At 39.7% G+C, this 14362-nt stretch carries 16 protein-coding genes; 10 read left to right on the plus strand and 6 right to left on the minus strand.

The genetic code is table 11. From position 1 onward, the window contains the following. The first annotated feature begins 49 nt into the window (after positions 1 to 49). Genes tatB through CVS81_RS04015 form a run of 4 tightly spaced genes read left to right on the plus strand, consistent with a single transcriptional unit; the run spans position 50 to position 3009 of the window. The gene (gene tatB / locus CVS81_RS04000) at positions 50 to 448 is read left to right on the plus strand and encodes a Sec-independent protein translocase protein TatB (RefSeq protein ID WP_012140063.1); all 399 of its coding nucleotides are present in this window, start codon (positions 50 to 52) and stop codon (positions 446 to 448) included. Next, on the plus strand, positions 448 to 1203 hold the full coding sequence (gene tatC / locus CVS81_RS04005; protein WP_103634270.1) for a twin-arginine translocase subunit TatC: 756 nt from the start codon (positions 448 to 450) through the stop codon (positions 1201 to 1203). The genes tatB and tatC overlap by 1 nt, the downstream gene beginning before the upstream one ends. Beyond that, positions 1196 to 2218: a tRNA preQ1(34) S-adenosylmethionine ribosyltransferase-isomerase QueA gene (gene queA, locus CVS81_RS04010; protein ID WP_107965158.1), complete on the plus strand. Its 1023-nt coding sequence runs from the start codon at positions 1196 to 1198 to the stop codon at positions 2216 to 2218. Before tatC ends, queA begins: the two co-directional genes overlap by 8 nt. After that, positions 2215 to 3009 carry a hypothetical protein gene (locus CVS81_RS04015; protein WP_107965159.1) on the plus strand — a complete coding sequence of 265 codons (795 nt, stop codon included), beginning with the start codon at positions 2215 to 2217 and terminating at the stop codon, positions 3007 to 3009. Before queA ends, CVS81_RS04015 begins: the two co-directional genes overlap by 4 nt. Here CVS81_RS04015 and ruvX read toward each other — a convergent pair. The 4 genes from ruvX to ilvC are packed head-to-tail and all read right to left on the minus strand — an operon-like array spanning position 3004 to position 6625. Then, a complete protein-coding gene (gene ruvX / locus CVS81_RS04020) occupies positions 3004 to 3387 on the minus strand; it encodes a Holliday junction resolvase RuvX (protein WP_004317765.1) in 384 nt (127 codons plus the stop codon). The two genes, CVS81_RS04015 and ruvX, sit on opposite strands and share 6 nt — an antisense overlap. Continuing rightward, positions 3384 to 4154 carry a DNA-processing protein DprA gene (locus tag CVS81_RS04025; RefSeq protein WP_107965160.1) on the minus strand — a complete coding sequence of 257 codons (771 nt, stop codon included), beginning with the start codon at positions 4152 to 4154 and terminating at the stop codon, positions 3384 to 3386. Before CVS81_RS04025 ends, ruvX begins: the two co-directional genes overlap by 4 nt. Beyond that, positions 4151 to 5599, minus strand: coding sequence for a divergent polysaccharide deacetylase family protein (locus CVS81_RS04030; protein WP_107965161.1), 1449 nt, complete (start codon positions 5597 to 5599; stop codon positions 4151 to 4153). Before CVS81_RS04030 ends, CVS81_RS04025 begins: the two co-directional genes overlap by 4 nt. 3 nt (positions 5600 to 5602) lie before the next feature. Then, positions 5603 to 6625 carry a ketol-acid reductoisomerase gene (gene ilvC, locus CVS81_RS04035; RefSeq protein WP_107965162.1) on the minus strand — a complete coding sequence of 341 codons (1023 nt, stop codon included), beginning with the start codon at positions 6623 to 6625 and terminating at the stop codon, positions 5603 to 5605. Between the two features lie 147 nt (positions 6626 to 6772). Here ilvC and CVS81_RS04040 point away from each other — a divergent pair, with 147 nt between their 5' ends. The 6 genes from CVS81_RS04040 (at position 6773) to rpsR (ending at position 11813) form a co-directional block, all read left to right on the plus strand. Continuing rightward, positions 6773 to 7591, plus strand: coding sequence for an HDOD domain-containing protein (locus CVS81_RS04040; protein WP_012140069.1), 819 nt, complete (start codon positions 6773 to 6775; stop codon positions 7589 to 7591). After that, positions 7588 to 9507, plus strand: coding sequence for an RNB domain-containing ribonuclease (locus CVS81_RS04045; RefSeq protein WP_107965163.1), 1920 nt, complete (start codon positions 7588 to 7590; stop codon positions 9505 to 9507). Before CVS81_RS04040 ends, CVS81_RS04045 begins: the two co-directional genes overlap by 4 nt. Next, the gene (gene holA / locus CVS81_RS04050; protein ID WP_107965164.1) at positions 9500 to 10498 is read left to right on the plus strand and encodes a DNA polymerase III subunit delta; all 999 of its coding nucleotides are present in this window, start codon (positions 9500 to 9502) and stop codon (positions 10496 to 10498) included. The genes CVS81_RS04045 and holA overlap by 8 nt, the downstream gene beginning before the upstream one ends. Before the next feature lie 77 nt (positions 10499 to 10575). Continuing rightward, positions 10576 to 10995: a 30S ribosomal protein S6 gene (rpsF, locus tag CVS81_RS04055; protein WP_004317779.1), complete on the plus strand. Its 420-nt coding sequence runs from the start codon at positions 10576 to 10578 to the stop codon at positions 10993 to 10995. 13 nt (positions 10996 to 11008) lie between these two features. After that, positions 11009 to 11536, plus strand: a complete 528-nt coding sequence (locus CVS81_RS04060) for a single-stranded DNA-binding protein (RefSeq protein ID WP_107965165.1) — start codon at positions 11009 to 11011, stop codon at positions 11534 to 11536. 16 nt (positions 11537 to 11552) lie between these two features. Further along, complete coding sequence (gene rpsR, locus CVS81_RS04065) at positions 11553 to 11813, plus strand: 30S ribosomal protein S18 (protein ID WP_004317775.1); 261 nt, start codon at positions 11553 to 11555, stop codon at positions 11811 to 11813. Between the two features lie 236 nt (positions 11814 to 12049). Here the strand turns inward: rpsR and mrdA are convergent, their stop codons facing one another. Further along, complete coding sequence (mrdA, locus tag CVS81_RS04070; RefSeq protein WP_087580959.1) at positions 12050 to 13873, minus strand: penicillin-binding protein 2; 1824 nt, start codon at positions 13871 to 13873, stop codon at positions 12050 to 12052. After that, complete coding sequence (locus CVS81_RS04075; RefSeq protein WP_107965166.1) at positions 13870 to 14361, minus strand: hypothetical protein; 492 nt, start codon at positions 14359 to 14361, stop codon at positions 13870 to 13872. Before CVS81_RS04075 ends, mrdA begins: the two co-directional genes overlap by 4 nt. Position 14362 lies beyond the last annotated feature (1 nt).

Raw genomic sequence — 14362 nt, forward strand, 5'->3', positions numbered from 1 at the left:
AAAGTCAAGATAAAATACAAAGCTTAAATAAAATTTAACAGAGGCAAAAATGTTTGGAATGAGTTTTTCTGAGATCTTGGTCATCGCCGTGATCGCTGTGCTAGTTTTGGGCCCTGACAAGCTGCCAAGCGCTATGGTGCAGATCGCCAAATTTCTAAAGATGTTTAAAAAAGGCATAAATGACGCAAAATCAACATTTGATCAAGAGATGAAGATAGCCGAGCTCAAAGAAGACGCTCAAAAATACAAAGAGAGCATAACTCAAAGTGCGCAAAGCGTGCGAAAAAAGCTCACTTTTGAAGAGCTTGACGAGATCAAGAAAAGCGCAAGCGACGTCACTGAGAGCATACAAAACGTCGTAAGCGACACGAAAAAAACGGTAGAAAATATACAAAATCCAACAAATTTAGTTAAAGATGCGATCTTAAACGATAAAAAAGAGGCGTGATGTTTGAAGAGCTAAGACCCCATTTGATCGAACTTAGAAAGAGACTTTTTATAAGCATAGTAAGCGTTTTTGTCTGTTTTGGCATCTGCTTTACATTTTGGAATCCACTGCTTGCATGGATGAGCGAGCCGCTAAAGCAGGTCTTGCCAGCTGGCTCAAATATCATATTTACACAGATCCAAGAGCCATTTTTCACTGCGATGAAGGTCGCCTTTTTTGCTGGCCTTGTGCTTGCTTTGCCTATCATATTTTGGCAGTTTTGGCTATTTGTCGCACCTGGACTTTATGATAATGAAAAAAAATATGTGATCCCATTTGTCCTCTCTGCTTCATTTATGTTTGCATGCGGGGCGGCATTTTGCTACTACGTGGTCATCCCGCTTGGCTTTACATTTTTGGTAAATTTTGGCGGTCAGCTCTTTACGGCACTGCCAAGTATCGGCGAGTACGTGGGCTTTTTTACAAAGCTACTAATCGGCTTTGGAATTTCATTTGAGCTACCAGTCATTACATTTTTCTTAGCAAAGATAGGCCTAGTCGATGACAAGATGTTAAAAGACTACTTCAGATACGCAGTAGTCGTCATCTTTATCTTTGCAGCCATCGTGACACCGCCAGATGTTATAAGTCAAATTTTAATGGCACTACCACTCATCGGACTTTATGGAATTTCTATCATCGTAGCCAAAAGAGCTGGCAAAAGCGATGATGATGAACAAGATAGCGACACAAACAGCGACGCGGGCGATGAGTGATATAAACGATATCTCAAGCTACGACTACTTTTTGCCTAACGAGCTCATCGCAAAAGAGCCAGTTTTGCCCAAAGAGGAGGCAAGACTGCTTGTTTATCTTAAAAAAACCAAAGAGATAAAACACTATAAATTTAAAGATCTAGCTAGCCTCATCCCAGATGATGCGGCGGTCATTTTTAACAATACAAAGGTAGTTAAGGCCCGCATTTTAGGGCATAAGCAAAGTGGCGGAGCTTGCGAAGTGATGCTAAATCAACCGCTTAATGATAATAAATTTAGCGTCTATATAAGGGGCAAAGTAAGTGTTGGTAGCGTTTTAAATTTCGCTGATAGCATAAAGGTAAATGTGCTTGAGCTAAATGATGATGGCTCAAGGGTGGTAAATTTCACCAAAGATGGCGTTATTTTAGATACGGCGCGACTTTTTAGCGAGCTTGAAAAGATCGGTCATGTCCCACTCCCGCCATATATCAAAAGGGCTGATACAAAGGACGATGAGAGCTGGTATCAAAGCATTTTTGCCAAAAATAGCGGTGCAGTCGCAGCTCCGACAGCCAGTCTGCACTTTAGCGAGCAGATGCTAGAGCAGATAAAGGCAAAGCACGAGGTCGCCTACATAACGCTTCACGTGGGCGCTGGGACATTTAAGGGCGTGGAGTGTCAAAACATAAATGATCACAAAATGCACTCTGAGTTTTATGAGCTAAGCCAAAAAGCTCAAGAGATCATAAACTCAAACAAACCTATCCTTGGCGTTGGCACGACGGTTACTAGATGCGTTGAAGAGTTTGCTAGAAGCAAGCAGCCAAGCGGCTTTTGCAAGCTATTTTTAAATTTAAATAATAGACCGATCAGGCAAAACTACCTTTTAACAAATTTTCACCTACCAAAATCAACGCTGATCATGCTAGTTACTAGCTTCATAGGGCTTGAAGAGACGATGAGGATTTACGAAACGGCAGTTAGCGAAAAGTATAGATTTTACTCTTATGGCGATGGGATGCTTGTGATATGAAAAATGTCGATTTTGTCGCACAAATGGAGCTTTTTTTAGAAGCACTCTTTAAGGATGCAACAGCTAGAAACAACGCCATCGTCTTTAACTACAACCCAAACTACCCACGCTATCTAAGCTTTGAAGCACACAAGCTAATAGGCGCGATCAAAAATTTAAGCAAATTTTACCTAAATGACGTAAGCAACTCAAAACTGCTCATATCCTTTACCCTAGTAAGCTATAGCCTAAGTTTGGTGCATTTTGACATACATATAAGATGCACTTCATGCCCGCAAAAGCCAAATGAGAGGTTAGTAAAAGAAGCTGGCGAGCTACTAAAAGAGCTAAATGCCAAGATGAGTAAAACAGAGGACGGCTTTAATATAAGCATAAGTGTGCCACTGCCAAAAAGCGGGACATTTAAGAGGCAAAGCGTAGAGATAGCCAGCCTTCTAGGCAAAAATGCGATCATAGCTTGCGATGATGAAAATTTATTTTTAACGCTAAGTCATGAGCTAAGTTTTACAGGGCTGAAGCTCAGCAAGCAAAAGAGCTTTGAGAGTTTAAATTTACACATAAAAGATGCCATTTTTAAGCCAGACATCATCTTCGTGCAAAAGGAGTATCTAAGCGACAAAACAAGGCTTGATGAGATGCTAACTTATCAAAAGCTTAAGAATTTCTACATCGTCATCATCAGCAAAGATGAAGCCAAAAGCATCAAAAGCGAGAAGATGACTACGCTTAGACAGCCATTTACTAGCGATAGCTTGCACGAGACTTTAGGGGTAGTGGCTAGAAATTTATAAAATTTTTAGATATCTCTTTAAGATGATAGTGGCTGAGACGCTATCGAGCCTGCCATCTCGCTTTGTGTTTGTGTAAATTTCACTTGCCTCGCTGCTGCTAAAGGCCTCGTCTTGATAGACGATATTAGCCTGCACGTCAAGAAGCGAGACAAAGTGCTCTATGCGCCTTCTCATCTCGTCCTCGCTACTGCCGCCGATCGGAACGCCCACTACTAGCGTGTTTGGAGCGTATTCATTTACTTTTTGACTTACATCTCTTGCGGCTTGATTTCTATTTTTTCTAAGCACTGGCTCAAGCGGTGTCACGACCTCGCCAAAGCCAAAAGCAAGCCCTATGCGCTTTAGTCCAACATCAATCGCCATAAATTTCTCTCTCATAGCACGCTTTTTACTCTTAAATTTGAAATTTCAACTAGCCCGTCAAGCTCGTACTCATAGATGATCTCGCCAAATTTAACCAATGCTTCATCAAGGCTAACGCCATTTTTGCAAAATTTCAAGATCTCATCATCAACTTTTTCTTGCTCTTTTACCTCACCAAAAAGTGAGGCAAATTTAACGTAATCATCGATAAGTTCGGCCTTTTTGCTAGCTAGCAAGGCATTTGTCCCACTACTCTCATTTATGCGCTGCGGCAGGACAAAGAGAGGGATTTTAAGCTCATTTGCAAGCCTTGCACTTTGCATCGAGCCACTTCTTAGATCAGCTTGTGCAACCACAAGAGCTTGCGCAAGCCCCACAACTATGCGGTTTCGCTCTAAAAACCTATACGCAATCGGTGGCTCACCCTCGTCATACTCGCTTAGAGCCAAGCCTTTTTCATAAATTTCTCTTATCGCTACTTTGTTTTGCGCTGGATAGATGATGTCAAGTCCATTTGCAAAAACGCCGATAGTTCGTGGCATGGCAGCCTTGTGCGCCGTGATATCCACGCCGATAGCCCCACCGCTCACCACGCAGACATTTGCACTTTTTAGCGCTGCACAAAGTGCCGTGACACACTCTTTTGTATAGACGCTTGCCTTTCTTGAGCCAACGACTGCGACTTTTGGCATGCTAAGAAGCGAGGTATCGCCTATGAAATTTAGCTCTTTTGGGGGATTTTTTAGCCTATTTAGCGCCTCTGGGATGATTTCAAGCTTCATAAAATATCTTTTAGATAAACAACTTCTACATCTTTTAAGATATTGTTTTTGCTAGCTTTTATCACCGCGATCGTGTTTTTCTTTGGGTGTCCGATGGCGATCGCGTAGCCCCTTTTTTTGGCTAAATTTACAGCAGCTATAAGCTCTCGCCTAACCGCACCGGCTGATGGATCATCATCTAAAAATATATCTCTTGAAATGTAAGGTTGATTATACTTTTTAGCAGCCCTTGCCACGGCTGTTTGAGCGATAGTTTTGCTATCAACAAAGATAAAGCCCTGCTCTATCAGCGCTCTATATGCCTTATCCATCGCGTCATAATCGCTGGTAAATCGTGATCCCGTGTGGTTGTTTGTATATTTTGCGCGCGGGAAGTCTCTTCGTATCTTTTTTATCTTTTCATGCATGCTCTCAAAGCTCTCGTTGATCGTTAGAGTGCCTATCTCTGGGCTATCAAAGTGCTTTGCCTGCATCGGCAGATGTATCATGTAAAACTCAAACGTTCTAGCGATATTTGGCGTATCTGGATGAGTTTTTGTCGCTGGGAAAATGGACGGCGTTATCTTTAGACCGATTGACTTTACCATGTTAGCGTGCTCAAATGTCGCCACATCATCGATTATTAACACCAGCTTTGCACGCCCTTTTACGCTGCTATTTGGAGTAAATGGCATAACAGCAAAGTCATCTTTTTTCGCGCTCTCTTTTTGCGGTTTTTCGCTGTAAATTTGCTTTTTGGCTTTGTTGCTAGGCTCAACCTCACTTTTTTTAGTAGGCTCTGGTTTTAAAATTTCACTATGCTTTAAATTTTCTTTTATGCTTAAATTTGCTTCAGCGCTTTTGTTTTGCTCTGTTTTTGTCTCTGTTTTTATCTCATTTTTGCCTGCATAAAATGGCTCTATTACTTGCTCGACCTTTTGCTCAGGTTTTTCTTCACCCTTTGTTTCAGAGCTTGCATCTACGCTACTTTGCATATTTTTATATAAATTTGCAAGTAAATTTTTCGTATCGTTTTGCTCTTTTTTTGGCTCTTCTTTTTTAGTTTCTACTTTTACTTCAGTTTTTATCTCAGGAGTTATCTTTTTTTGCTCTTTTAGCTCAGTTTTTGGCTTTAGAGCAAGTTCGCTTTTATGTTTAGGGTCGGTAAAAATTTTACTTAAATTTTCATCTTCATCAAATTTTAGAGGGTATTTTCTCTTCTCATACTCTTGTTTTTTATCTTTGCTAGCAACTTTTTGCTCAGTTTTTTTTGAAATTTGCTTCTCACTCTTTGGCTCATTTACTTTGCTTATCTGCTCAACATCTTTGTTTTTGATGCTAAGAGCTGCGATAAGTGCTACTATCAAAATAGCAGCAATGACGCCGATACCAAGAAAAATTTTATTATGAGAGCGACCTGCACTCTTTTTTACAGGACGCTTCTTTGTAGTCTTTTTTTCGCTCAAGGCTTAGTTTTTGCTTTGATCTATAAGTTTGCCGTTAGTTATCCAAGGCATCATTGCGCGAAGTTTTTTGCCAGTCTTATTTAGCAAGCTTCTCTCAGCTATGCCGCGCTCAGCGTTCATTCTAACGTATCCTGCTTTTCTCTCTAGGATGAAGTCTTTTGCAAATTTGCCATTTTGAATTTCTCTTAAAACTTCTTTCATAGCTTTTCTGCTCTCTTCGCCAACTACTCTTACACCACTTACGTAGTCGCCATATTCAGCTGTGTTTGAGATAGAGTAGCGCATATCAGCCATGCCGCCTTGATACATTAGATCAACGATTAGTTTTAGCTCGTGCAAGCACTCAAAATACGCCATCTCAGGCTCATATCCAGCCTCTACAAGCGTATCAAATCCAGCATTTATAAGTGCGCAAAGACCACCGCAAAGCACAGCTTGCTCGCCAAATAAATCTGTTTCAGTTTCATCTTTAAATGTTGTCTCAATGATGCCAGTTCTACCGCCACCTATACCGCAAGCATAGCTTAGAGCGATCTCTTTAGCCTTTCCACTTGCATTTTGCTCAACAGCGATAAGATCAGGTATGCCGCCACCTCTTAAAAATTCACTTCTAACTGTGTGTCCTGGAGCTTTTGGAGCGATCATGATGACGTCTATGTTTGCTGGAGCTTTGATCTGTCCAAAATGAACATTAAAACCATGTCCAAATGCGATAGCAGCGTGATCTTTTAAATTTGGCTCGATCTCATTTTTATAAATTTCAGCTTGAAGCTCATCTGGTGTTAGGATCATAACTACATCAGCGCCTTTTGTAGCTTCGCTTACAGTTTTTACTTCAAAGCCTTTTGCTTCAGCTTTTGCCCAGCTTTTGCCACCTTTTGCAAGACCGATTACGACACTTACGCCATTATCTCTTAAATTTTCAGCGTGTGCGTGACCTTGTGAGCCAAAGCCAATGATTGCTACTTTTCTACTCTGAATAAGGCTTAAATCGCAGTCTTTATCATAATAAACATTTATAGCCATTGTTTCTCCTATTGTTAAAATTTGGCGAAATTATACATTTTAGCAACAAAAACGTTGCTGAAAAAGAGCAAAAAAGTATCTTTAAGTTTTATGCTGCAGCTTTTTGCTATAATGTGACAAAATTTTTAACCTAAAGAGTCACTTTACATGAATGAATCAATTTTTAAAAAAATCAAAGCGCTTCCGCCACTAGACGACACTGTCATACAGATCCAGCGCCTACATGCTGACGAAAATAGCTCGATAAATGACCTCACAAAAGTGGTCGAAAAAGACCCTATGCTAACAGCAAATATCTTGCGTTCAGCAAACTCACCACTTTACGGATTTTCTCAAGAGATCACAACTATCGCAAGAGCCATTTCACTTTTTGGCATGGCTACTATCCGCGGTTTTGCGCTATCAAGTGCCATTAAAAAGACCTTTTCTATAAATTTAGAGCCATATGACATTACCGCACAAGATTTTTTAAATATCTCAATCATGCAAAATGCTTTGATGTACCACTGGTACTCTAAGATAAAACCTAAAAATCTAGAAATTCTCTCTCCTGCTTCATTTATGCTTGAAGTTGGCAAGATCGTTTTAGCACATGAACTCACAGAAAATAACCAAGTTGCTGAGTTTAAAACAAAGTTAAAACAAATTTCATCTACCTATGATCTTGCGCTTTTAGAGTCAGAAATTTTAGACATCACAAACGAAGAGGTCACGGCTAAAATTTTTGAGCAGTGGAATTTAGAGATCGAGCTTGGAAATTCTATCCTCTACTCAAACACTCCAGAAGAGGCACCTGATCATATAAAAGAGTACGCAAGAGCGTTAAAAGTAGTAAAAACAGCGGTTAATATCTTTAACCAGCTTGATGATGTGAGCGTAAATAACGCAACACTTCTTATAAACGAATATGGCTTTGAGAGAGATACATTTTTAATGGCTGTTAGCAAAGTCAAAGACAATTTGTGAAAGAATTTTTAACATCACTTCTCGTTGGCATCAAAGAAAAAGAGATATCAAACGAAGATAAAGAGGTCTTACGCAGTCTCCTAAACCTTGGTGCCGTAAGCTTACATAAAGATAAATTTTACCTAAACAACGGCTATGTCTGCGGCAAGCTAGACATCAGCCAAAACGCAACTGGCTTTATCATGCCATTTGACAAGCGCTTCAAGCAAGATATCATCGTCGAAAATAAAAATTTAAACAACTCTCACCTTGGCGATATCGTGTTAGCAAAGCTTTTGCCACTTAAGAAAAAACGCCAAAGCGCTAAGATAGTGATGAGCCTAAAGCTTGCAAATGAGACAAGCGTGGTCTATACAAAACGCTTTGGGGCGGCCATTTTAGGGGTAAATTTAAAAACTGGGCTAAGCACAACCCTAAAGGCAACTCAAAAAAGTCTAAAGATGCTCCCGCTTGGGACGCTACTAAAGATAAACAACCTAAACAACGAAATAGTCGAGGTTTTAGGAAATTTAGAAGATCCGCTAAGCGATGAGAAAATTTCGCTTGCTATTTATAATAAAAATGATAAATTTAGCGAGGCTTGCGAGCTTGAAGCAAAGGCATTTGGCGATGAGGTCGATGCTAGCATGTATCCAAACAGGGTTGATCTAAGAAATTTAGAGTTTTGCACGATCGACCCAGTCGATGCCAAAGACTTTGACGATGCTATATATTTTGATGAGAAAAAACGCGAAATTTACGTCGCAATCGCCGATGTAAGCGAGTATGTGACCGCGTATAGTGCCATTGATAGCGAGGCTAAAAAAAGAGGCTTTTCTATCTACTTTCCGCACATCTCAGTGCCGATGTTGCCGCGTACGCTTAGTGAAAATATCTGCTCGCTAAAGCCAGACGTGCCGCGCCTTGCATTTTGTTTTAAAATTTCACTCGATGCAAACAACGAGGTAAAAAAAGAGGAGCTTTTTGAGGCGATCATCCTTTCAAAAAGGCGCTTTAACTACGATGAGATCGATGAAATTTTAGAAGGCAAAAGAGAGTGTGAAATTTCATGGATCAAGCCACTTTTTAAACTCACCACAAAGCTTCGCAAAAAAAGGCTTTTGCACGCATTTGACTTTAGGACAAAAGAGCTTAGAATGAGCCTTGATGACGAGGGTCAAATTTCACAAACTAGGTTTGAAAGCGACTCCGACTCGCACAGACTAGTCGAAGACTGCATGCTTTTAGCAAACAAAGCCGCTGCAAAGCTCATCACAAAGGGCGTTTTTAGAAACCACGCTTCACCTGATTTTAAAAAGATAGATACGCTTCTTGAGGACTTGCAGCTTTTAGGACTTGACTTTACCTACGAGAGCGACCTTGCAAATTTAATAAGAAAGATCCAAGCAAAGGCCGATGAGATGGGCAACCGCGAAGAGATAGATAAGCTCATCATCAAGTCTCAAAAAAAGGCTGAATACTCAAGTGAAAATTTAGGCCACTTTGGGCTTGGATTTGATAGATACACGCACTTTACAAGCCCTATTAGACGCTATTCTGACCTTATCTTACACAGACTTTTAAAGGCTAAAATTTCAAAAGATGAGAAGCTTTACAACTTCTTGCTTTTAAACATCCAAAGCACATGTGCAACCTTAAGCGAGCTTGAAAGAGAGGCCGACAAGGTAGCCTACGACTTTATGGATAGGAAATTTGCACGCTGGGCAGCTGCAAACATCGGCAAAGAGGTGCGTTGCTACGTGAGCGAAAACCAAAATGTCTTGGTCGCTAAGCTTGATGATTACTTTGTTGGAGCTAGGATTTTCATCACTGGATACAGCGCAAATTTACTTCAAAAGCTTGTTGTAAAGATCACAGAGGCCGACATCGCGAGTGCTAAAATTTTTGCAAAAGTGGTAAGAAAGATCGATGTATAGAAAAGATTTGGAGCTAAATTTAGCAAATGCAAATTTAAGCAACTACTTCTTGCTTTTTGGTGCGGATGAGTTTCAGATCGAGCTTTTTGGCAAGGAAATTTTAAGTTTTTATGCAAGCGAAGATGCAAATTTATTAAGCCTTTATTTTGACGAGTACAACTACACACAAGCAAGCTCTCACCTAAGCGAGCAGTCGCTTTTTGGCGGCAAAAATATCCTCTATGTAAAAAGTGACAAAAAGATCCCAGCAAAAGAGCTAAAAGAGCTCATCTCGCTTTGTTTAAAAAGCCATGACAACTACTTTTTGTTTGAGCTTTACGAGGCTGATATGAAGCTAGTTTTTGATACGCAAAAGGCTTTTGGGGCAAATTTTGCTAGATTTTTCAAGCCCTCAAACCCAGATGAAGCGATAAATTTACTAGCTAAAAGCTCAGCTAAAATAGGTCTAAATATAACCAAAAATGCACTTTATGAGCTTTATTTTACGCATAATGAAAATTTATACCTTGCAGCAAGCGAGCTAACAAAACTAAAGAGCCTAAACACCCACATCGAACAAGACGATGTAAAAAGGCTTGTTTTTGGACTTGGCGGGATAAATTTTGATGATTTTTTCAATAAATTTATGGCTCTAAAAGATATAAAAAACGACTTTTTTACCTACTTGGAAGATCCAAATTTTAATGAAATTTTACTTCTAAACTCACTTTATAAAGCGTTTTTTAGGCTGTTTAAAATTTACTCTTACATCAAGATAAATGGCCGCTTAAATTTAGACGAAGCGATCGGCTATCAGCCGCCTGTAAATGTGGCAAATTTACTAAAAGCAAATAGCTTAAAGCTAAGTTTAAATGCCTATTTAGAGATATTTAAAACACTAAATTTAGCCGAGCTAGAGCTAAAAACAAATACAAAAATGGATAAAGAAATTTTCGTCTTATCGACCATTTTAAATCTACAGCACCTCATATCAAAAGCAAATATTAAGTAAATTTAAGCTAAAATCCACCCTTGCTTAATGCAAAATCCTTGCTCACAAAGTGAGCTAAATATCCATAAGGAGAAAAAATGAAACATTACGAGCTTTTATTTATTCTTAAGCCGACATTGACGGAAGAGGAAGTTAAAGCTAAGGTTGATTTCGTAAAAGAAGTCATAACAAAAAACGGCGGCGAGATCGCTACTGTCGTTGAGATGGGCACTAGAAAACTAGCTTATACCATCAAAAAATATGAGCGTGGAACATATTTTGTTATCTACTACAAAGCTCCACCAGCACTTCTTGCAGAGCTTACAAGAAACGTAAGGATCACTGAAGATATTATAAGATTTTTAAGCGTTAAATATGAAAACAAACGCGAAATCGCGGCTTGGGAAAGACTTTGCAAAGGTATCAAGCAAACTATAAAAAAAGAACCTCGCGAGCCAAGAGCACCACGCGAGCCAAGAGCTGAAAAAGTAGACGAGCAAACATTTACAGAAGAATAATCAAGGATAAAAAATGTTCAATAAAGTAGTATTAGTTGGAAATTTAACCAGAGATATAGAGCTTAGATATACTACTAGCGGCGTTGCCATAGGAAATTCTAGTATAGCTGTGACACGCAAAATCACCTCAAATGGGGAAAGAAGAGATGAGACTTGCTTTATTGATATATCATTTTTTGGCAAGAGTGCAGAGATAGCAAACCAATATCTCAACAAGGGATCGAAGCTGCTTATCGAAGGAAGACTCAAATTTGATCAGTGGACCGACAATAACGGACAAAATCGTTCAAAACACTCTATCGCCGTTGAGAGCATGGAGATGCTTGGCTCAAATAACCAAACGCAACAAGGCGGATACTCTATGAATAGCCAAAATAGCGGTCTCTACGGACAGCAAGGCGGATATCAAAGCAACCAATATAACCGCCAACAAGAAACTAGACCACAAGCTGCACCGCAAAGAAAGCAAGAGAGTTATTCAGAAGTTCCTGATATAGACGTTGATGCTGATAGTTTCAACAACGAAGAAATACCGTTTTAATTTTAAAGGATAAAAAATGGCAGAAAAAAGAAAATATTCACGCAAATATTGCAAATTTACAGAAGCAAAGATTGATTTTATAGACTACAAAGACACTTCACTTTTAAAGTATTGCTTGTCAGAGAGATTTAAAATCATGCCAAGACGCCTAACTGGCACATCAAAAAGATACCAAGAGATGGTAGAAAAAGCAATCAAGAGAGCTCGCCACGCAGCTATCATACCTTATATAGTTGATCGTAAAGACGTAGTTTCAAACCCTTTTGAAGGTCTATAATCCATAAATTTTAGCCCTATTTTGGGCTAAAATTTTAAAAACTATTTTTAATCACTTCATTACAAATTTAAATATTCATTTTAATTAATATCAAAATTAAGAATACATGTCACCCATAAGGTAGCTAATCATTAATTATATTTTTATCTTATAAGAACTATTTTGTAAGGTGGTCACGTTTTGAGAGCAAACAAATACACACAGGCATATTTAGTAATTTTTTTTAGAGATAGAATTTATTGTTTTTTATCTTTCTCAGTCTGGACTTTATCTAGTTTTATATATCCCATTTCAACTAGCTTGTTATAAATTTGAGAGATTTTTGGTCCAGCAGCGCTACCACCGTGACCGCCGTGCTCGACAACCATTGTGATTACGTATTGTGGATCCTCAAAAGGCGCATAGGTCGTCATCCACGCGTGAGATCTTTGCAAATACGCCATATCCTCCTCTTTCATACGTTTCTTTTCAGTTTGCGAGATGCCAACGACCTGAGCGGTTCCGGTCTTTGCCGCAACCTTTACAAGACTTCCTACAAAGTGCCTATTTGCCGTACCTCTTGGGTGATTTGCCACCTCATACATCGCATGCCTAATGGCGGGTAGCTGTGACTTCTCAAACGGCGTAAAAGCATCATCTGTTGGCGTAAAATCAACATCCTTACCATCGATGCTCTTTAAAAAATGTGGCGTCACATTTAGCCCAGTTGCAAGGCCTGCTGTGTATTTAGCCACCTGCATAGGCGTAACTAGAAAATTTCCCTGTCCGATAGAGGTGATGAGCGTCTCGCCTTGAAACCAAGCCTTGCCATACTTCCTCATCTTCCACTCCCTGCTTGGCAGCGTCCCAACAAATTCATTTGGCAAATCAACCTCTGTTTTTCTACCAAAGCCCATGCGCTCAAGTATCGGCACAATGGCGTCTATGCCGATCTTTTGACTACCCTTGTAAAAATAGTCATCGCAACTCTCTCTAATGGCCGTGTTCATATTAACTGTGCCATGACCATGCGAGTTCCAGCAGCGAAATTTACGCCCTCCAAGCTCATACGAGCCACTGCAAAAAAAGCTATCATATTTGCTCATGCCATTGTCTAAAAAGGCAAGAGCCATACCCATTTTTACGACAGATCCTGGCGGATAGAGGCCGTTTATCAGCTTATTTGTAAATGGGTGATCGACGTTTTTTACAAGTTCTTCCCACTCAGCCTGAGAAATTCCAAGCACAAAAGGATTTAGATCATACTCAGGAAAGCTTCCTGCTGCGATGATAGCGCCATCTTTTAGGCTCATAACTATGACGCTTCCTGCATCTTTGCCAAAGACGTCAGCGACAAACTGCTGAAGCTCAAGATCGACGGCAAGCTTTATGTTTTGACTTTGTGGCGCTTGATAGCTCACCTGCTCGATCTCCTCATTTAGTGCATTTACCTTGATCTTTTTAAAGCCCTGAATTCCTTGCAAGATAGGGTTATAAAAGCGCTCTACACCGCTTCTTCCGATGTAGTTTGTAAGCTTTGTCAAAGGGTCGTTTTCCATATCTTTTTGGTTTGCCCTGCCGACATAGCCGATGATGTGAGAAGCTAGGTCATTGTATGGATAGTGGCGCTTTGAAGCGGGTCTTATCTCTAAATTTTCACGCAGAGAAAGAGGCGCAAAAAATGGCAAAAATTTATCATAATCAACAAATTCGACCACGTTTATAAAGTCTTGGTTGTAGGCTGAGTCGTTTTTGATATATTCATTTTTAAGCTTAGTGACGTTTAGATCGCCAAATAGCGAGCCAATATAGGCTAGTTCATCGTCTAAAATTTTTACCTTTTTGTTTGCGCTAAGGTGCGGCTTTACATAGATAGAAAAACCTAAGCGATTGACTGCCATAGGCTTGTCGTGCGCATCAAAGATGATGCCTCTAACTGGCGGGATGTAGATAGTTTTTATCGCATTTTGCTCGGCGATCTCGTTATAGTAGGTGTTAGAATTTACACTTAGGTGGTAAATCCGCCCCAAAAGCATGATCCAAAAAAGAGCGATCACGCCAAAAACGATACGCATCCTCATAGTACTTTGTCCCTAAAAAGCACGATAGCAAGCACACTTTCAAGCGCTATGAAAAATAGATACTCTGTGCTAAAAGTCAAATTTGGCTCGTTTAAGACGTAGGCAAAAAGATTATTTACAAGAAAGGTTAGCACATAGCCAGAGGCGACAAAGATGATGAGCAGGCAGTTTCGCCACTTCATCGTCGTATAGAGCCAATCTAGCACGAAGTTGTAAAATAGCAAAAATGCAATGATCGTTGAAAAGAGATAAAAGCCATGAATTTGCTCAGCAAAGACCAAGAAAACGAGTGAAAAATACCATGAGAGCTTAAACTCATCATACTGCTTTTGCTTTCTTGAATACTCCAAAATCATATATGTAAAAAAGATGCCAATAAGTGGTGGCAAGAAGCCAAACTGCGTAGTTGCGATCTCATAAGAGAGCAAAAAAATGGCCCACCAAAAGCCTTTAAAAATTTTAATATCTAAGCTGCTTATGGTTTGCATT

The organism is Campylobacter concisus (assembly GCF_003049065.1).
Lineage (GTDB): Bacteria > Campylobacterota > Campylobacteria > Campylobacterales > Campylobacteraceae > Campylobacter_A > Campylobacter_A concisus_BE.